This window comes from Paenirhodobacter ferrireducens (genome assembly GCF_004022265.1).
GTDB classification, from domain to species: Bacteria; Pseudomonadota; Alphaproteobacteria; order Rhodobacterales; family Rhodobacteraceae; genus Rhodobacter; species Rhodobacter ferrireducens.
Genome location: NZ_SAVB01000011.1, coordinates 72,815 through 90,945, shown reverse-complemented (window position 1 = coordinate 90,945; position 18,131 = coordinate 72,815). Strand labels below are relative to the sequence as shown.

The 18,131-nt window shown below is 70.1% G+C and carries 17 protein-coding genes; 10 read left to right on the top strand and 7 right to left on the bottom strand.

Annotation, left to right across the window (positions count from 1 at the left end):
* Window positions 1–689: 689 nt before the first annotated feature.
* Window positions 690–1,598: a LysR family transcriptional regulator gene (locus EOW65_RS10345; protein ID WP_164880059.1), complete on the bottom strand. Its 909-nt coding sequence runs from the start codon at window positions 1,596–1,598 to the stop codon at window positions 690–692.
* Window positions 1,599–1,750: 152 nt separating this feature from the next.
* Between EOW65_RS10345 and chvE the strand changes: the two genes are divergently transcribed.
* From chvE to EOW65_RS10295, 10 genes are all read left to right on the top strand, one after another.
* Window positions 1,751–2,815, top strand: a complete 1,065-nt coding sequence (gene chvE / locus EOW65_RS10340; RefSeq protein WP_113901157.1) for a multiple monosaccharide ABC transporter substrate-binding protein — start codon at window positions 1,751–1,753, stop codon at window positions 2,813–2,815.
* A gap of 72 nt (window positions 2,816–2,887) precedes the next feature.
* Window positions 2,888–4,402, top strand: a complete 1,515-nt coding sequence (gene mmsA / locus EOW65_RS10335; protein WP_128149151.1) for a multiple monosaccharide ABC transporter ATP-binding protein — start codon at window positions 2,888–2,890, stop codon at window positions 4,400–4,402.
* 4 nt (window positions 4,403–4,406) lie between these two features.
* Window positions 4,407–5,639: a multiple monosaccharide ABC transporter permease gene (gene mmsB / locus EOW65_RS10330; protein ID WP_113901155.1), complete on the top strand. Its 1,233-nt coding sequence runs from the start codon at window positions 4,407–4,409 to the stop codon at window positions 5,637–5,639.
* Window positions 5,640–5,642: 3 nt separating this feature from the next.
* Window positions 5,643–6,611, top strand: coding sequence for an AraD1 family protein (gene araD1, locus EOW65_RS10325; protein WP_128149149.1), 969 nt, complete (start codon window positions 5,643–5,645; stop codon window positions 6,609–6,611).
* A 31-nt stretch (window positions 6,612–6,642) separates the two neighbouring features.
* Window positions 6,643–8,394 carry an L-arabinonate dehydratase gene (araD, locus tag EOW65_RS10320; protein ID WP_128149147.1) on the top strand — a complete coding sequence of 584 codons (1,752 nt, stop codon included), beginning with the start codon at window positions 6,643–6,645 and terminating at the stop codon, window positions 8,392–8,394.
* A 56-nt stretch (window positions 8,395–8,450) separates the two neighbouring features.
* Window positions 8,451–9,344 carry a 2-dehydro-3-deoxygalactonokinase gene (locus tag EOW65_RS10315; protein ID WP_240664625.1) on the top strand — a complete coding sequence of 298 codons (894 nt, stop codon included), beginning with the start codon at window positions 8,451–8,453 and terminating at the stop codon, window positions 9,342–9,344.
* Entirely contained in the window at window positions 9,341–9,958 is a 618-nt protein-coding gene (locus tag EOW65_RS10310) for a 2-dehydro-3-deoxy-6-phosphogalactonate aldolase (RefSeq protein ID WP_128149146.1), read from the top strand. Before EOW65_RS10315 ends, EOW65_RS10310 begins: the two co-directional genes overlap by 4 nt.
* Window positions 9,955–10,836, top strand: a complete 882-nt coding sequence (locus tag EOW65_RS10305) for an SMP-30/gluconolactonase/LRE family protein (RefSeq protein WP_128149144.1) — start codon at window positions 9,955–9,957, stop codon at window positions 10,834–10,836. The genes EOW65_RS10310 and EOW65_RS10305 overlap by 4 nt, the downstream gene beginning before the upstream one ends.
* Complete coding sequence (locus tag EOW65_RS10300; protein ID WP_128149142.1) at window positions 10,833–11,759, top strand: Gfo/Idh/MocA family protein; 927 nt, start codon at window positions 10,833–10,835, stop codon at window positions 11,757–11,759. Before EOW65_RS10305 ends, EOW65_RS10300 begins: the two co-directional genes overlap by 4 nt.
* Window positions 11,756–12,790, top strand: a complete 1,035-nt coding sequence (locus EOW65_RS10295) for an aldose epimerase family protein (RefSeq protein WP_128149140.1) — start codon at window positions 11,756–11,758, stop codon at window positions 12,788–12,790. Before EOW65_RS10300 ends, EOW65_RS10295 begins: the two co-directional genes overlap by 4 nt.
* Here the strand turns inward: EOW65_RS10295 and EOW65_RS10290 are convergent.
* From EOW65_RS10290 to EOW65_RS10270, 6 genes are all read right to left on the bottom strand, one after another.
* Window positions 12,777–13,034 carry a hypothetical protein gene (locus EOW65_RS10290; protein WP_206364052.1) on the bottom strand — a complete coding sequence of 86 codons (258 nt, stop codon included), beginning with the start codon at window positions 13,032–13,034 and terminating at the stop codon, window positions 12,777–12,779. The two genes, EOW65_RS10295 and EOW65_RS10290, sit on opposite strands and share 14 nt — an antisense overlap.
* A gap of 83 nt (window positions 13,035–13,117) precedes the next feature.
* Complete coding sequence (locus EOW65_RS10285; RefSeq protein WP_128149138.1) at window positions 13,118–14,533, bottom strand: FAD/NAD(P)-binding protein; 1,416 nt, start codon at window positions 14,531–14,533, stop codon at window positions 13,118–13,120.
* Window positions 14,530–14,664, bottom strand: coding sequence for a hypothetical protein (locus EOW65_RS20385; RefSeq protein WP_276319601.1), 135 nt, complete (start codon window positions 14,662–14,664; stop codon window positions 14,530–14,532). The genes EOW65_RS10285 and EOW65_RS20385 overlap by 4 nt, the downstream gene beginning before the upstream one ends.
* A 13-nt stretch (window positions 14,665–14,677) precedes the next feature.
* Window positions 14,678–15,541 carry an amidohydrolase family protein gene (locus tag EOW65_RS10280; protein ID WP_128149136.1) on the bottom strand — a complete coding sequence of 288 codons (864 nt, stop codon included), beginning with the start codon at window positions 15,539–15,541 and terminating at the stop codon, window positions 14,678–14,680.
* A gap of 10 nt (window positions 15,542–15,551) precedes the next feature.
* A complete protein-coding gene (ssuD, locus tag EOW65_RS10275) occupies window positions 15,552–16,679 on the bottom strand; it encodes an FMNH2-dependent alkanesulfonate monooxygenase (protein ID WP_128149134.1) in 1,128 nt (375 codons plus the stop codon).
* Window positions 16,676–18,130 (bottom strand): LLM class flavin-dependent oxidoreductase, encoded by a 1,455-nt coding sequence (locus tag EOW65_RS10270; protein ID WP_128149132.1) that lies wholly within the window; start codon window positions 18,128–18,130, stop codon window positions 16,676–16,678. The genes ssuD and EOW65_RS10270 overlap by 4 nt, the downstream gene beginning before the upstream one ends.
* Between the last annotated feature and the right edge of the window lies 1 nt (window position 18,131).

Below are 18,131 nucleotides of genomic sequence, written 5' to 3'. Positions count from 1 at the left end.
GCTGAGGTGCGGTCTCCCCCCACATCCTCACGGGCTACTCCTCCCATGGCGCGAATGGTGCTGCTGGGGTGGCCAGCGCCTCCAAAATCAAGACAACCTCCGCGTCACCTGAAACGGTGGCTGATGCTCATCCCCTCAACAATTCGCTATCGCCATCCATCAGCGACGCCAGTCCGCGAAGGCTATGTTCGCGCCAATGGCTTGATGCGGGACCAGACGGATTCAACCGGTCGTCGCAACACCCTGATGCTGGGGGCGTCGTCGACGACAGGAAGACGGAAGTCTGCGCGCTCGCCCCGGCGCAAATTATCCTCGCCAGGTCAGCCGCGAGTCCGGCAGCGTGAGCATTTTGCCGGTTCTGGCGGGAGGTTGCAGCGGGGCTGTCCAGCGAGGACGCCCCCGGTGCAGCGGCGGTTTCCGCTCCTCTCGGAACCCGATGGTTTCGGAGCGCTGGCGGAATGCCTCCCACACATTTTGCGCCATCGGCACCAATGGGCTGACCCGTCTGACCACATGGGTTCATGGCGAGAGGTCTGCAACCGCTCCTCCATGCCCCGCTGGAAGAGTTGCAGGATTTCTTGGCCCTTCTGGGGCCGAGGGCATTCTCGGTGCCGGGCCGCGCGACCACAGCCGCAGCGCCTTTGCCGCCCGGCTGAAGATCTTGCCGGCGGGCAGCTGAGCCGGCCGCGCTAGAACTGACGGATCGAGGCCCGCACCCGGTCGAACAGCATCTCGGCGGCGCGCGGCATCGTCCGCCCCTTCGCCCGCAAGATCATGTAGGGCTCCACCGTCATCAGCCGGTTCAGTTCGAGCCGGCGGAACCCGGCGGACACCGGCGGGTCGAGCATCAGGTCCATCACCTCCTGCGACATCGGCGCCACCGAATCCGTCTCGCGCAGCAGCGCGACGATCACCAGCAGCGACGAGGCGGTGATGACATTGGCCGGCGAGGCCAACCCCTCGTCGTGAAAGGCGCTGTCGATCGCAAGGCGAATCGGCGTACCATGGTCTTGCAAGATCCACGGCAGCCCATGCAGGTCGCGCACCGAGACCGGCCCGCGGCCCAGATGCGGATGGCCGTCGCGCACCATCAGCCGCACGATCTCGTCGCGCGCGGGCTCGAGCTCGAACGCCCTGTCGTCGACCCGCGGCGGCAGCCGGGCCAGCGCGAAATCGAGATCGCCCCGCTCGAGCGCCTGCACCAGCACGCCCGAGGGCGCCACTTCCACGCTCACGTCGATCTGCGGCGCGCGCGCCTTCAGCCAGCGGATCGCCGGCACCAGCTGACCGAGCGCCGGTCCGGTCACCGCGCCGACCCGCACCGCCCCGCCCCGCCCCGCCGCCATCTCGTCGAACTCGGCGCTCATCAGCGCATGGTCGTGCACGATGCGGCGGGCATGATGGGCGATCAGCGCACCTTCCGGCGTCGGCTCCATCCCCTTCGGTGTGCGCAGGAACAGCCGCACGCCGAGCTGCGCCTCGATCTCGGCCAGCATCCGCGAGGCGGCCGGCTGCGTCATCCCGCAGACCACCGCCGCGACCTGCAATTGGCCGTGGGTGGCGACCTCCAGCACAAGACGGCTTTGCGCGGGACGCATGTTTTGTAAAAATTCCGCCATGCAGCATACCATTATTGGAATGTTCTTTACGTGTATTGATATTTGAACGCCATGTCACTCCCGATGTATCCCAAGATACCTCCCGCGCGGGAGGTACGCGGGGCGAGGAGGCCCCGCCATGGGAGGACAAGATGAAATTGCTCAAACTGGCGGGTGCGCTCGCCGTCAGCGCGTTGGCGCTGACCTCGCAGGTCCAGGCGGAAGGCAAGGGGCTGATCGGCATCTCGATGCCGACGAAATCCTCGGCACGCTGGATCGATGACGGCAACAACATGGTCAAGCAGTTCCAGGCGGCGGGCTATGACACCGACCTGCAATATGCCGAGGACGACATCCCGAACCAGCTCGCCCAGATCGAGAACATGGTGACCAAGGGCGTCAACGTGCTGGTGATCGCGGCGATCGACGGCACCACGCTGTCGAATGCACTCGACAATGCGGCGGCGGCCGGGGTCAAGGTCATCGCCTATGACCGGCTGATCCGCGACAGCGGCAACGTCGACTATTACGCCACCTTCGACAATTTCAAGGTCGGCGTGATCCAGGCCAGCTCGCTCGTCGACGGGCTGAAGGCGCGCTTCCCTGACGTGCACCCGTGGAATGTCGAGCTGTTCGGCGGCTCGCCCGACGACAACAACGCCTACTTCTTCTACAATGGCGCGATGTCGGTCCTGCAGCCGCTGATCGACGCCGGGGATGTGGTGATCGGCTCGGGCCAGACCGGCATGGACAAGGTCGGCACGCTCCGCTGGGACGGCGCGGTGGCACAGGCGCGGATGGACAACATCCTGTCCGCCACCTACACGCAAAAGCATGTGAACGGCGTGCTCTCGCCCTATGACGGGCTGTCGATCGGGATCCTGTCCTCGCTCAAGGGCGTCGGCTACGGCTCGGGCGACCTGAAGATGCCGATCGTCACCGGCCAGGACTGCGAGGTGCAGTCGGTCAAGTCGATCAAGGCGGGCGAGCAGTATTCCAGCGTGTTCAAGGACACCCGCGAACTTGCCCGGGTCACCGTCTCGATGGTCGACGCGATGATGAAGGGCGGACAGCCCGAGGTGAACGACACCACGACCTACAACAACGGCGTCAAGGTCGTGCCCTCCTACCTGCTGCAGCCGATCGAAATCGACGCCAGCAACTACGAGAAGATCCTCGTCGAGTCCGGCTACTACACCGCCGATCAGCTGAAATGAGACGGCCCGGCCGCCCGGCTTCGTCCCGGGCAGCCTCCACCTCCGGCCTCCGGGCCCGGCAGGAGCAGGACCATGACCACCCTCCTAGAAATGCGCGACATCACGAAGGAATTCCCCGGCGTCAAGGCACTCGACCGGGTGAACCTCTCGGTCGCGACGGGCGAGATCCACGCCATCTGCGGCGAGAACGGCGCGGGAAAATCGACGCTGATGAAGGTGCTGTCCGGCGTCTACCCGGCCGGCAGCTATGACGGCGAGATCCATTATGACGGCGCCCTGGCGCAGTTCCGCACCCTGAACGACAGTGAATCGCGCGGCATCGTCATCATCCACCAGGAGCTTGCGCTGATCCCGCAGCTCTCGATCGCCGAGAATATCTTCCTGGGCAACGAACGCGCCCGCAACGGCGTGATCGACTGGGCCGAGACCTTCCGCCGCACCGAAGAGCTGCTTGCCAAGGTCGGGCTGAAGGACCCGCCCGGCACCATCGTCGAGACCATCGGCGTCGGCAAGCAGCAGCTCGTCGAAATCGCCAAGGCGCTGTCGAAGAACGTGAAACTTCTGATCCTCGACGAACCGACGGCGGCGCTTCAGGAAAATGACAGCCGCAAGCTGCTCGACCTGATGAAGGAACTGAAATCGCAGGGCGTCACCTGCATCATCATCAGCCACAAGCTGAATGAGGTGCGCTATGTCGCCGACACGGTGACGGTGATCCGCGACGGCACCACGGTGTCGCGTCTCGACGCGGCGGCCGGCCTGTCCGAAAACCGCATCGTGCGCGACATGGTCGGGCGCGACATGTCGCACCGCTACCCCGAACGCCACCCCGCCCCCGGCGCGGTGGCGATGCAGGTCAGCGGCTGGAACGTCTGGCATCCGGACCAGAACCGGCGGGTGATCCGCGACATCTCCTTCAGCGTGCGCGCGGGCGAGGTCGTCGGCATCGCCGGGCTGATGGGCTCGGGGCGCACCGAGCTTGCGATGTCGATCTTCGGGCGCAGCTGGGGCCGCAACATCTCGGGCGAGGTGCAGATCGACGGCGCGCCCCGGGACCTGTCCACCGTCTCGAAGGCGATCGACGCCGGCCTCGCCTATGTGACCGAAGACCGCAAGCAGCTTGGCCTGGTGCTCGAGGAAAGCATCCGCTTCAACAACACCCTCGCGAACCTCGGCGAGGTGTCGCGGGCCGGGGTGCTGAACGAGGCCGAGGAAACCGCCGTGGCCGAGCGCTATCGCAAGGCGATGGCGACCCGCACCCCGACGGTGATGCAGGCCGTGGGCAACCTGTCGGGCGGCAACCAGCAGAAGGTGGTGCTGGCGAAATGGCTGTTCACCGGGCCGAAGGTGCTGCTCCTCGACGAGCCGACGCGCGGCATCGACGTCGGTGCCAAGTATGAAATCTACACGATCATCAACGACCTGGCCACGCAGGGCAAGGCGGTGGTGATGATCTCGTCCGAGATGCCGGAACTGCTCGGCATGTGCGACCGGATCTATGTCATGAACGAAGGGGCCTTCGTCGGCGAGCTGATCGCCTCCGAGGCCAATCAGGAGCGCATCATGTCGCTCATCGTCACGGAGTGAGGAAATGACGATGCAATCCACCGGGACCGTCTCGAACGGCGGCGCGCTGAAGGCCTATCTGAAATCGCACATGCGCGATTACGGCCTGCTGGTCGCCCTGATCGCGATCATGCTGTTCTTCCAGATCGTGACCGCGGGCACGCTGATGCGCCCGGTCAACATCACCAACCTGTTCTTGCAAAACAGCTACATCATCATCATGGCGCTCGGCATGCTGATCGTCATCGTCTCGGGCAACATCGACCTGTCGGTGGGCTCGGTGATGGGCTTCATCGGCGCCCTCGCGGCGGTGCTGATCGTCGAATACCACCTGCCGGTGCCGGTCACGATCGTGATCGCGCTGGTGCTCGGCATGGTGATCGGAGCGGCGCAGGGCTATTGGGTCGCCTATTGGAAGATCCCGTCCTTCATCGTCACGCTGGCCGGGATGCTGGTGTTCCGCGGCGCCTCACTGTGGCTGCTGAACGGGCAGTCGGTGGGGCCGTTCCCGATGTCCTTCCAGATGCTGTCGACGGGCTTCGTCCCCGACATCTTCCCGACCGGCCTGACCAATGCCGCGGGCGCGCTGTTCGGCGAGCGCAACCTGAACCTCCTGTGCATGGCACTCGGCGTCATCGCCTCGGTGGCGATCGTCTGGACCGGGCTGAAGGGGCGCGCGCGCGAGGCCCGTTATGGCACGGTGAGCGAACCCGCGAACGTGTTCTGGCTGCGCACCCTCGTCGTCATCGGCGCGCTGCTGTTCCTGTGCTACAAGCTCGCCACCTTCCGCGGCCTGCCCAACGTGCTGATCTCGATGGCGGTGCTGACGCTGATCTACGCCTTCGTCACCCAGAACACGGTGATCGGCCGGCGGATCTACGCGCTCGGCGGCAACGCCAAGGCGGCCAAGCTCTCGGGGATCAAGACCGAGCGGCTGACCTTCCTCGCCTTCGTCAACATGGGCTTCCTTGCCGCGCTGGCCGGGCTGATCTTTGCCGCGCGGCTGAACACCGCGACGCCGAAGGGCGGCTACGGGCTCGAGCTTGACGTGATCGCAGCGGTGTTCATCGGCGGCGCCTCGGCCTCGGGCGGCACCGGCAAGGTGATCGGCGCGGTCGTCGGCGCCTTCATCATGGGGGTGATGAACAACGGCATGTCGATCATGGGCATCGGCATCGACTACCAGCAGATGATCAAGGGCCTGGTGCTGCTCTCCGCGGTGATCTTCGACGTCTACAACAAGAGAAAGCAGGGCTGAGCCATGACCTTCCTGAGCCAGTTGAAAACCGGCGGCGTGATCGTCCGCGAGGGCGCGCAGGCGCGGCTGCTGCCCGGCCTGAGCTCGACCTACGCGCTTGCCCAGGCGGCGATCGCGGCCGGGGCGGGCCTGGCCGATCTGCTGCCCGCGGGCGGCGAGACGGTGGACCTGCCGGCGCTGCTCGCCGCCGGGGCGATCGACGTGCCGGTGCGACACCCCGAGCCCGCGCGGATGTATCTGTGCGGCACCGGGCTGACGCATCTCGGCTCGGCGGCGACGCGCGATGCGATGCACGCCGGCACCAGCGAGCAGCTCTCCGACTCGATGAAGATGTTCCGCATGGGGCTCGAGGGCGGCAAGCCCGCCGCGGGCGGGATCGGGGTGCAGCCCGAATGGTTCTACAAGGGCCCCGGGACCGAGGCCGTGGCGCCTGGCGACCCGCTGACCTCGCCCGCCTTCGCCCTCGATGGCGGCGAGGAGCCGGAGATCGCCGGCTTCTATGTGATCGGCCCCGACGGCGTGCCGAACCGTCTCGGCTTCAGCCTCGCCAACGAGTTCTCCGACCATGTGACGGAACGGATCAACTATCTGTTCCTCGCCCATTCGAAACTCCGCCCGGCGAGCTTCGGCCCGGAGCTGCGGCTCGGCGCGCTGCCCGCGCATGTCGAGGGCCGCTCGCGCATCCTGCGCGGCGATACGGTGATCTTCGACCAGCCCTTCCTGTCGGGCGAGGAGAACATGTCGCACACGATCGCCAATCTCGAGCACCACCATTTCAAATACGCCCCGTTCCGGCGCCCGGGCGATCTGCACGTGCACATGTTCGGCACCGCCACGCTCAGCTTTGCCGCGCAGCTGACGGCCCAGCCGGGCGACGTGTTCGAGATTTCCTCGCCGCAGTTCGGCCTGCCGCTGCGCAACCCGCTCGCGGTGGCGCCCGCCACCGGCCCCGCCGTCGTTCACTCCCTGTAAGACAACCCCGCAAGATCCGGAGGGTTTCCCAATGTCCGCCCGCTCCTTCACCCCCGCCCCCTGGCCGCGCCCGCTGCGCTCGCAAGCCTGGTATGGCGGCGAGTCCCGCGACGTCATCTATCACCGCGGCTGGCTGAAAAATCAGGGCTACCCGCACGATCTGTTCGACGGCCGGCCGATCATCGGCATCCTGAACACCTGGTCCGACCTGACGCCCTGCAACGGCCATCTGCGCGAACTCGCCGAGAAGGTGAAGGCCGGGGTCTGGGAGGCGGGCGGCTTCCCGGTCGAGGTGCCGGTATTCTCGGCCTCGGAAAACACCTTCCGGCCGACGGCGATGATGTTTCGCAACCTCGCCGCCCTCGCGATCGAGGAAACCATCCGCGGCCAGCCGATCGACGGCGCAGTGCTGCTTGTCGGCTGCGACAAGACCACGCCCTCGCTGATGATGGCGGCGGCAAGCTGCGACATCCCCTCGATCGTGGTCACCGGCGGGCCGATGCTGAACGGCTGGTTCCGCGGCGAGCGGGTGGGCTCGGGCACGCATCTGTGGAAATTCTCCGAGGCGGTGAAGGCCGGCGAGATGACCCAGGCCGAGTTTCTCGAGGCCGAGGCCTCGATGAGCCGCTCCTCGGGCACCTGCAACACGATGGGCACCGCCTCGACGATGGCCTCGATGGCCGAGGCGCTCGGCATGGCGCTGTCGGGCAACGCCGCGATCCCGGCCGTCGACTCGCGCCGGCGGGTGATGGCGCAGGTCTCCGGGCGGCGCATCGTGCAGATGGTGAAGGACGACCTGAAACCCTCGGACATCCTGACCAAACAGGCCTTCGAGAACGCGATCCGCACCAATGGCGCGATCGGCGGCTCGACCAATGCGGTGATCCACCTGCTCGCGCTTGCCGGCCGCGTCGGCGTCGAGCTGACGCTCGACGACTGGGACCGCTGCGGCCGCGACGTCGCCACCATCGTCAACCTGATGCCCTCGGGCAAATACCTGATGGAAGAGTTCTTCTATGCCGGCGGCCTGCCGGTGGTGATCCGACGCCTGGGCGAGAACGGCACCCTGCACAAGGACGCGCTGACGGTCTCCGGCCGCTCGATCTGGGACGAGGTGAAAGAGGTGCGGAACTGGAACGAGGACGTGATCCTGCCCGCCGACCGGCCCCTGACCGCGCAGGGCGGAATCGCCGTGCTGAAGGGCAACCTCGCGCCGAACGGCGCGGTGCTGAAACCCTCGGCGGCCTCGGCCCATCTGCTGGTGCATCGCGGCCGCGCCGTCGTGTTCGAGGACATCGACGATTACAAGGCGCGGATCGACGATGATGCGCTCGACATCGACGAGACCTGCGTGATGGTGCTGAAAAACTGCGGCCCGAAGGGCTATCCCGGCATGGCCGAGGTCGGCAACATGGGCCTGCCCGCCAAGGTGCTGAGGAAGGGGATCACCGACATGGTGCGGATTTCCGACGCCCGGATGTCGGGCACCGCCTATGGCACCGTGGTGCTGCACACCGCGCCCGAGGCGGCGGCGGGCGGGCCGCTCGCGGTGGTGCGCGACGGCGATATGATCGAGCTCGACGTGCCGAACCGGCGCCTGCATCTGGACATCTCCGAGGCCGAGCTGGCCGCGCGTCTGGCCGCGTGGCGACCGGCCGAGGAGGCGCCGCAAAGCGGCTATGCCTGGCTGCACCAGACCCATGTGCAGGGCGCCGAGACCGGGGCCGACCTCGACTTCCTCGTCGGCTGCCGCGGCAACGCGGTCGGCAAGGAAGCGCATTGAGCGCGGCGCCCCGGCCGGCACCGGCCGCCGCACAGCGGCAAGGACAGGACAGCACGATGGCTTCTGCGCGGATCACGCCGGACTGGATCGCGGTCGACTGGGGCACCTCGGCGCTGCGCGCCTTCGCCATGCGCGGCACGGCACAGATCGCCGAGGCCGCCTCGGCCGAGGGCATGGCCAGCCTGGCGCCCGACGGTTTCGAGCCGGCGCTGCTGCGCCTCGTCGGGCCCTGGCTCGGCCCCGGCACGACACCGGTCATCGCCTGCGGCATGGTCGGCGCCCGGCAGGGCTGGGCCGAGGCGCCCTATCGCCCCGTCCCCTGCCCGCCCGTCGCCGCGGGCGAGACACTGCGCCTGCGCGCCCGCGATCCGCGCCTTGCCGTCGAGATCGTGCCGGGCCTGTGCCAGCACACCCCCGCCGACGTGATGCGCGGCGAGGAAACCCAGATCGCCGGGTTTCTGGCCGAGGAACCCGGTTTCGCCGGCACCCTGATCCTGCCCGGCACGCATTCGAAACACGTGCGCGTTGCCGGTGGCCTCGTCACCGGCTTCACCACCTGGATGACCGGAGAGCTGTTCGCCCTGCTCGCGACGCAATCGGTGCTGCGCCTGACGCTCGCGCCGGCCGGCACGGATCCGGCCGCATTCCGGCACGGGGTGCGACAGGGGCTCGACGGCGGCGGCCTCGCCGGGCTCTTCGCACTGCGCGCCGAGGCGCTGCTCGCCGGGCTCGATCCGGTGGCGGCGCGGGCGCGGCTCTCGGGCCTGCTGATCGGCGCCGAGCTTGCCGCGCAGCCGCCCGCGCAAGACTGCGTGGTGATCGGCGCCGAGGCGCTGGCCCGGGCCTATCTCGACGCACTGGCACAGGCGGGCATCGCGGCGCGCGCGATCGGGGCCGGGGCGCTGGTGTGCCGCGGCCTCGCCCTTGCCCGGAACGGAGGAATGACATGACACGCAAGCTGATCGCGATCCTGCGCGGGCTGCCGCCCGGCGACGCCATTGCCGTCGGGCAGGCGCTCGTCGATGCCGGCATCACGACGATCGAGGTGCCGCTGAACTCGCCCGAGCCGCTGGTCTCGATCGCGCGGCTGGCGCAGGCCTTTGCCGGGCGCGGCGAGGTCCGCATCGGCGCCGGCACCGTGCTGACGGCGCAGGAGGTGGCGCAGGTCCGCGCCGCGGGGGGGCGGCTGATCGTCTCGCCCAACACCGATGCGCAGGTGATCGGCGCAGCGGTGGCGCAGGGACTGGACTGCTGGCCCGGGGTGTTCACCCCGACCGAAGCCTTCGCGGCGCTGCGCGCGGGCGCGACCGGGCTGAAGCTGTTCCCCGGCGCGCTGGCCGGCCCCGAGGGGCTGCGGGCGCTGCGCGCGGTGCTGCCACCCGCAACGCAGGTCTATGCCGTGGGCGGAGCCGGGCCCGGGAACTTCGCCGCCTGGCGGGCCGCCGGGGCCGACGGCTTCGGTCTCGGCACCGCGCTTTATGCCCCCGGCCTGACGGCGGATGCGGTCGCGGCGCGGGCACGCGCGGTGGTCGTCGCCTATGACGCGGCCGGAGGGCCGGCATGAGCGATCCGTTCGACCCCCGGATCTGCGCGCTTGGCGAGGGCGCCCTGTGGCACCCCGGCCGCGGCACGCTGTTCTGGTTCGATGTCAGCGGCCGCCGGCTGCTGTCGCGCATGCCCGAAACCGGCGAGACCGGCGAATGGGCCCTGCCCGAGATCTGTTCCGCCGCCGCCTGGATCGACCACGACCGGCTGCTGATCGCCTCCGAAACCGGGCTGTCGGTGTTCGACATCCCGGCCGGACGGTGCACGCGACGGCTGGCGGATCTCGAGGCCGACCGCCCCGAGACCCGCTCGAACGACGGCCGTGCCGACCCCTGGGGCGGGTTCTGGATCGGCACCATGGCGAAGGACGCCGCCCCCGGGGCCGGGGCGATCCACCGCCTGTTCGAGGGCCGGCTGCGACCGGTCGTGGCCGGTCTCACCATCCCGAACGCGCTGTGCTTCGCGCCGGACCGGACGCAGGGCTATTTCGCCGACACCGCGCGCGGCCTGTTGTTCCGCGTCGTGCTCGACGCGCAGGGCTGGCCTGCCGCCGCGCCCGAGGTCTTCGTCGATTTCGCCGCCGCCGGGCTCTGGCCCGATGGCGCGGTGACGCTTGCCGATGGCACATTGCGCATCGCGCTGTGGGGGGCGGGGGCGGTGCTGACCGTCTCGGCCAGCGGCGAGATCGGCGCGCGCGACCCGCTGCCCGCCCCCCATGTCACCTGCCCCGCCTATGGCGGGCCGGACTTCCGCACGCTGTTCTGCACCTCGGCCACACAGGACCTGTCGCCCGAGGCCCTCACCGCCGCGCCGCTTTCGGGTGCCACCTTCTGCCGCACCGACGGCCGGCAGGGCCGGCCGGAACCCGCCTTCCGACTGCACGGAGACCCCAGATGACCCCCACCCCGATCGGCCTCGCCGGCCTTGGCACCATCGCCCGCAAGCAGCACCTGCCGGCGCTCGCCGCCACCCCGGCGCTGCGCCTTGTGGCGATCGCCGACCCCGCGGGCGGCCTCGACGGCCTGCCCGCCTATCCCGATATCGACGCCCTGCTGGCGGCCGAGCCGGAGATCGCCGCGCTCACCCTGTGCACGCCGCCGCAGGGCCGCTTCGACCAGGCCGCGGCGGCGATCCGCGCTGGCCGCCACGTGATGCTGGAAAAGCCGCCGGGCCCCTCGGTCAGCGAGGTCGAGACCCTGGCCGCACTGGCGCGCGCGCGCGGCGTGACGCTGTTTGCCACCTGGCACAGCCGCGCCGCCGCCGCGGTCGAGGAGGCGCGCCGCCGCCTTGCCCAGGCCACGATCCGCGCGGTCGAGATCACCTGGAAGGAGGACGTGCGCCGCTGGCATCCGGGCCAGGACTGGATCTGGCAGCCGGGCGGGCTCGGTGTCTTCGATCCGGGCATCAACGCACTCTCGGTGGTGACGCAGATCCTGCCCGAACGGCTGCACCCGATGGCCGCGGTGCTCGAGGTTCCCGCCAACCGCCAGACCCCGATCGCCGCCCAGATCCGGATGCGCACCGCCTCGGGCGTGCCGGTCGGGGCCGATTTCGACTGGCGCCAGACCGGCCCGCAGACCTGGGAGATCCGGGTGCTCTGCGACGGGCCCGAGATCGTGCTGAGCGATGGCGGTGCGACGCTGAGCGTCGGCGGCCAGACGCAGATCGCCGCCGGGGATGCGGAATATCCCCGCCTCTACGCCCGCTTTGCCGAGCTGATCGCCGCCGGCGCCTCCGAGGTCGACCTGGCGCCGCTGCAGCTCGTGGCCGACATCTTCCTGCTGGGCGAGCGGCGTCTGGTCGAGGCCTTCGACGGATGAGAGAGCCCTTCGGCACCCTGCCTGACGGCCGCGAGGTCGAGCGCCTCACCCTGGCCGCCGGCGGGGTGACGGCGCGGATCATCACCTTCGGGGCGGCGCTGCAGGCCCTGCTCGTACCCGACCGGACGGGCACACCGGACGACGTCGTTCTGGGCCACGACGGGCTGGCGGGCTATCTGGCGCATCGCAGCTTCTTCGGCGCCACCATCGGCCGGGTCGCGAACCGCATCGCCGACGGGCGCTTCACCCTCGACGGGCGCGAGGTGCGGCTTGCGGTGAACGAGGGCAGCACCACCTTGCACGGCGGCCCCGACGGCTGGGACCGCCGGTTGTGGCAGATCGAGGCCGAAAGCCCCGGCGCGGTCCGGCTCGGCCTCGTCTCGCCCGCCGGCGATCAGGGCTTTCCGGGCCGGGTGCATGCCCGCGTCACTTATGCCCTGAGCACCGAGGCCGGCGCCGCAGTGCTGAGCATCACCCACGAGGCGCAGACCGACGCGCCGACGCCGGTCGCGATGACCCATCACAGCTTCTTCGCGCTCGCCGGGGCGCGCGGTCTGGCGGCGCGGCCGCGCTCGGCGCTCGACTACCGGCTGACGGTGGCGGCCTCGCGCTATCTGCCGGTCGACGCGCGCGCGATCCCGCGCGCCCCCGCGCCGGTCGGCGCCACCCCCTTCGACTTCCGCACCGGCCGCCTGCCGGTGACCGCGGTGCGCAGCGGCGTGATCGGCGGATATGACCATTGCCTGTGCCTCGACGCCGGTCAGGCAGAGCTGTTCGACCCGGTGACCGGGCGCCGGATGACGCTGTGCACCGATCAGCCGGGACTGCAGGTCTATACCGGCGACGCGCTCGACGGCTCGGTGCGCGGCAAGAACGGCCGCGCCTATGCCCGCCAGGATGCGATCTGCCTCGAGCCGCAGACCTGGCCAGATGCGGTGAACATGCCGCCCGAGCGCGGCGCACTCTCCCCCATCTTGCGCCCCGGCACGCCCTATCGCGCACAGATGTCGCTGCGCTTCAGCGCCGGCTGAGCGGCGCGGGGTCTGATCCCGCCGGCCTCTCGCGAAGGTCGCCCCCCCCTGCCCCGCCGTAGTCGACCGGCACGCGCAGCGCGGTGAAGCCGCTCTGCTTGAGCCAGCCGATCTCCTCGAAGGGCAATTCGCGCTTGCGCTCGCGGCGCAGCGCGCCCGCGGCGATGCGGTCGAAGACGGGCCGGAACCGGGCCTTCAGCGCCGCGGTGTCGGGGATCTCGGCCCAGGTGTCATGCAAGGTCATGGTCGTCTCCTGTCTGGCCCGGCCGGTCCGGCGGGCATGGGGGATCGGCCGGGCGCCCGCTCCGGCGGGCGATTTCGATCGGGTCAGGCGCTTTGGGTGACCGGGTGCACCCGCGCGGCCAGCGCCTGCGCCAGACGGGCAGCGACCAGCTCGGCGTGCTGCGTCACCTCGGGAATGCCCATCAGCTCGCCCACATGCCCGCGCGCCAGGGGGCCCGCGACGAACAGGCCGGGCACCGGCCTGCCGTCCTGTCCGACGGCGCGGCAGCCCTCGGTCACATCGAGCCCGAGCTGCAGCGCATCAGCGCGGATCAGCCCGGCCGCGGCCATCGCGGCAAAGAGCGGCATCTCGTGCACGATCGCGCCATGCGCCGGGCCGGTGGTCAGGATCACCGCATCGAACCGCGCGTGGCCGGGGCCTGCACCGCGGCCGCGCCACTGCACCTCGATCCCCGCCTCGCTCTCCTGCGCCGACAGCAGACGCCCCGCCACGATCGCAAGCCGCCCCTCGGCAAGGCGGCGTTCGATCACCGCTTCGAGCTGCGGCGCGATGCGGAAGCGGTGCACGTCCCACCACACCCGCAGCCGGCACACCAGCCGCGCGCGCTCTCCCGGCGGCAGCGCCGCCCAGATCGCCGGGCCGTCGCGGCGCACGTTGTCGAGCGCCGCCTGCCAGGGCAGGCCCGCCGCAGCATCCGCCCGCACCGCCGCCCGGATCCGGCGCAGCAACGCCAGCGCGGTGCGGGCGGGATCGGCGGCGAAATCGGCCGGCGAGTCGGGATGGCCGAAGGCATGCCCGCGCGAGCGCAGCCCGCGCCGCGACAGCGCGACGATCCGGCCGCCAAAGCCCTGTCGGTCGAGGCTGGCGATCACGTCGGCCGAGGTCAGCCCGGTGCCGACGATCAGCAGGTTGCGCGCGTCCCGCGCCAGCGCGCGCAGCCGCGCACCGTCGCTGCTGTCGGCGATCAGCCGCGCCGAACCGGCGAGCGGCGCAAGGACCGCAGGCACGCCGGGCGGCGGATGGCTGGTGGCAAGCACCACCAGATCGGCCACCAGCCTGCGGCCGTCGTCGCAGCCGAGGGTGAAGCGCGTGCTGCGCGCAAGTGTCACCGCTCGCGCCCGCAGATGCTCGACCCGCCCCGCGGCCAGCAGCGGCGCCAGCGCCCCCGCCACGTACTCGCCGACAAGGCCGCGCTGCACGAAAAGCTCGCCCGTGGCCAGCTGCGTCCCGGCCGAAAGCGCGGGCCGCTGCGCCTCGATCCAGGTCTGCAATCCGCCCGGCGCGGCACTGTCCATCGTCATCCGCACGGCCGGCACGTTGATGCGGTGGCTCGGGTCGCGGGTCGCATAGGCCAGCCCCTGGCCAAGCTGCGCCCGCGGCTCGATCACCACGATCCGCGCCGGGGTGTTCAGCGCGCGCGCCAGATGAAAGGCCGTGCTCGCCCCGGTGAAACCGCCACCGATGATCGCCACCACCGGCAGATCCGCGGCCGCGCTCATGCCACGGCCCCGACCGGCACGGCTTCGCGCCAGGCGATCAGATCGGTGATCGCCCGCTGCCGAATGTCGTGCCGGCGGGCGGGCGCCAGACGGATCTGCGCATCGCGTGCGGAAAAGCGGATGTCAGTCATCGTGGTTCCCCTTTCAGCCGGCCGCGAGGCCCAGAAGCCGCGCCGCGTTGTCGTGGAAGAACCGGCCGAGCACCTGCTCGCGCAGGCCGAGCTGCAGCGCGTCCTCGACGCTCTGCCCGATCGGGCGGAACGGATAGGACGAGCCGAACAACAACTGGTCGCCAAGCCAGCCGTTCGCGGCCTCGACATAGGCCTGACTGCCGGCCTGGAAGAGATACATGTCCGGGATGATGTGGATCGTCTCGTGCCGGAAGGCGAGGCCGAGGATGTCCTGCACATTCGGCCAGTAGCCGTGGAAGACGCCGATCTTCAGCGCCGGGAACAGCCGCGCCACGGCAGCCAGCCCGGCCGGGTCGTTGAACCGCGGCGCCGGCGTCGTCGGCCCGCTCATCAGGAAGACCGGCACGCCCTCGGCCGCGGCCCATTCGTAGACCGGCAGATAGGCCGGATCGTCGGGGTGCCGCGGCGGCGTGCCGAAACCGGGCTCGAGGTCGATGCCGCGCAGCCCGAGCGGCCCCACCGCGCGGCTTGCCTCGGCGATCGCCCCCTCGGGCCCCTGCAACACCGGATCGACCGCACCGATGCCGCTCAGCCGGGCGGGATCGAGCGCAACGATGCGCGCGATCTCGTCATTCGGCAGATGCTGCGTCGGGGTGTGACGGCCGACGACCACGGCGCGCGTCAGGCCCGCGTCGCCGATCTCGGCCAGAAAGCCCGCCTCGGTCGCGGAACGGGTGAAATGGGTGTCCGGCCCGCGGGTGCCGACGCGGCGGTTGAGCCAGCGCACGGTGTCGAAGTCGGGCGTGCCGGGCGTCCTGCCGAAGAAATCGTGCAGGAAGGCCGGGCGGCAGCGCATGTCGATGACGGGAAAGGTCATGGCTTTGTCCTCAGGAAGTGGCCCGCGCCCGCACGTCGAAGGCGCCGCCGGTCTGGCTGGTGCCCTGCTCCGTGACGGCAGCCTTGCCGATGCGCGGGAAGATCAGTTCGGCGAAGCGGATCGCCTCCTCGAGATGCGGATAGCCCGACATCACGAAGGTCTCGATGCCAAGCGCCTGGTACTCGCGCATCCGCGCAACCACCGTGTCGGGGTCGCCGACGAGGGCGGTGCCCGCGCCGCCGCGCACCAGACCGACCCCGGCCCAGAGGTTGGGCGCCACCTCGAGCCGGTCGCGCCGGCCGCCGTGCAGCGCCGCCATCCGACCCTGCCCGACCGAGTCCATGCGCGCGTAATTCGCCTGGGCGCGGGCGATGTCATCGTCGGTGAGCCGGCTGATCAGCCGCTCCGCCTCGGCCCAGGCCTCGGCCTCGGTCTCGCGCACGATGGCATGCAGTCGAATGCCGAAGCGCAGCTTGCGCCCCTGCGCCGCCGCCTGCGCGCGCACGTCGGCGATCTTCTGCGCCACCGCCTCGGGCGGCTCGCCCCAGGTCAGATAGGCATCGACATGCTGCGCGGCCAGCGCATGCGCCGCGGGCGACGAGCCGCCGAAGTAGAGCGGCGGGTGCGGGCGCTGCGGGCCGGGATGAAAGTTCCGCGCTCCCTCGACCCGGATATGCCGGCCCTCGAAATCGACCGTCTCGCCGGCCATCAGCCGCTTCCACACGGTCAGGAATTCCCCGGCATTCTCGTACCGCCCGTCATGGCTGAAGAAGGCGCCGTCGGCGGCAAGCTCGCGCGGGTCGCCGCCCGGCACGACATTGAGCAGGAGCCGGCCACCAAGCACCGCATCCAGCGTCGCCGCCTGCCGCGCCGCCGCCGTCGGGCCGCTGATCGAGGTGCGCAGCGCCACCAGCAGCTTCAGCCGCCGCGTCACCGGCGCCAGCGCCGCCGCCGCCACCCAGGGGTCGAGGCAGCTTGCCCCGGTCGGGATCAGCATCCCGTCATAGCCCAGCCGGTCGGCGGTGGTGGCGATGTCCCGCAGATAGTCGGGCTCGGGCGCCCGGCCGAAGTCCGAGGTGCCAAGATAGCGCGTGTCGCCCGAGGTGGGCAGGAACCAGAAGATCTCGGGCGCGCTCATTCCGCCGCCTCCGAGACATGGCCCAGCCCTTCGAAGGCCGAGGGGCGCGAGGCGTCGGCGACGCTCTCGCGGCCGATGTAATGGCGGCGCCACTGCGCGGTGGGGTGGCTGTCGCGGGCCAGACCGCCCGCATCGCCCAACAGCTTCTCGCGCAGCGTGCCGGGGGCATAGCCCTGCTGCGCGCGGCCGCGCTTGCGCAGCTCCGGCACCACGAAGTCGATGAAATCCGTGGTCGAGGCCGGGGTGATCGCATAGGCGAGGTTGAAGCCGTCGATGCCGCCCTCGTCGACCCAGCGTTCGAGCGCATCGGCCACCGTCTGCGGCCCGCCAACCAGCACCGGGCCAAGCCCGCCGATCGACCGCTTGCGGATTACGTCGCGCACCGTCCAGGCCTCGCCATCGGCGGCAAGGGATTCGAGCGTGGTGCGCAGGCTGTCGTTCTCGACCGCAGTCAGCGGCTGATCGGGATCGAGCGTCGAGAAATCGAGCCCGGTCCAGCCGCCATAGAGCGCAAGCGCCCCCTCGGCGCTGGCATAATCGAGGTATTCCTCATATTTGCGCTGCGCCGCCTCGTCGGTCGGGCCGGTGATGACGGTGAGCAGTGCAAAAATCTTCAGGCTGTCGGCTTCGCGCCCGGCCGCGGCCACCTCGGCGCGGATCGCGTCGGTCAGCTTCTTCGCCGTCTCGGGGCTGGTCGCCAGCACGAACATCGCCTCGGCATGGCGCGCGGCGAACTGGCGGCCGCGCGCGCTTGCCCCGGCCTGGAAGATCACCGGCGTGCGCTGCGGCGAGGGTTCGCACAGGTGGAAGCCCGGCACCTTGAAATACTCGCCCTCGTGGCGGATCGGGTGCACCTTCGTGGCATCGGTGAAGATCCCCTTCTCCTTGTCGCGCAGCACCGCGCCCTCTTCCCAGCTGCCCTCCCACAGCTTGTAGGTGACTTCCATGTATTCCTCGGCAAGGTCATAGCGCGCGTCATGGCCGATCTGCCGGTCAAGGCCGATGTTGCGCGCCGCGCTGTCGAGATAGGACGACACCACGTTCCACGCGACGCGCCCCTTGGTCAGGTGATCGAGCGTCGAGAGCCGGCGGGCCAGCAGATAGGGATGCTCGAAGGTCACCGCCGCGGTGATGCCGAAGCCGAGGTTGCGGGTCACCGCCGCCATCGCCGAGATCGCGCCGAACGGGTCGTTCACCGGCACCTGCGCCGCGTCATGCAGCGCCGCCTCGGCCGAGCCGCGATAGACGTCGTAGACCCCCACGACATCGGCGATGAACAGGCTGTCGAAAGCGCCCCGTTCCAGCTCGATCGCGAGGTTGGTCCAATATTCGAGGTCATTGTAGCGCGACGCCTGGCTCGACGGATGCCGCCAGGTGCCGGCCGCCTGATGACCGACGCAGGTCATGTCGAAGGCGTTGAGGATGATGCGTTTCTTCGCTTGGGTGGTCATC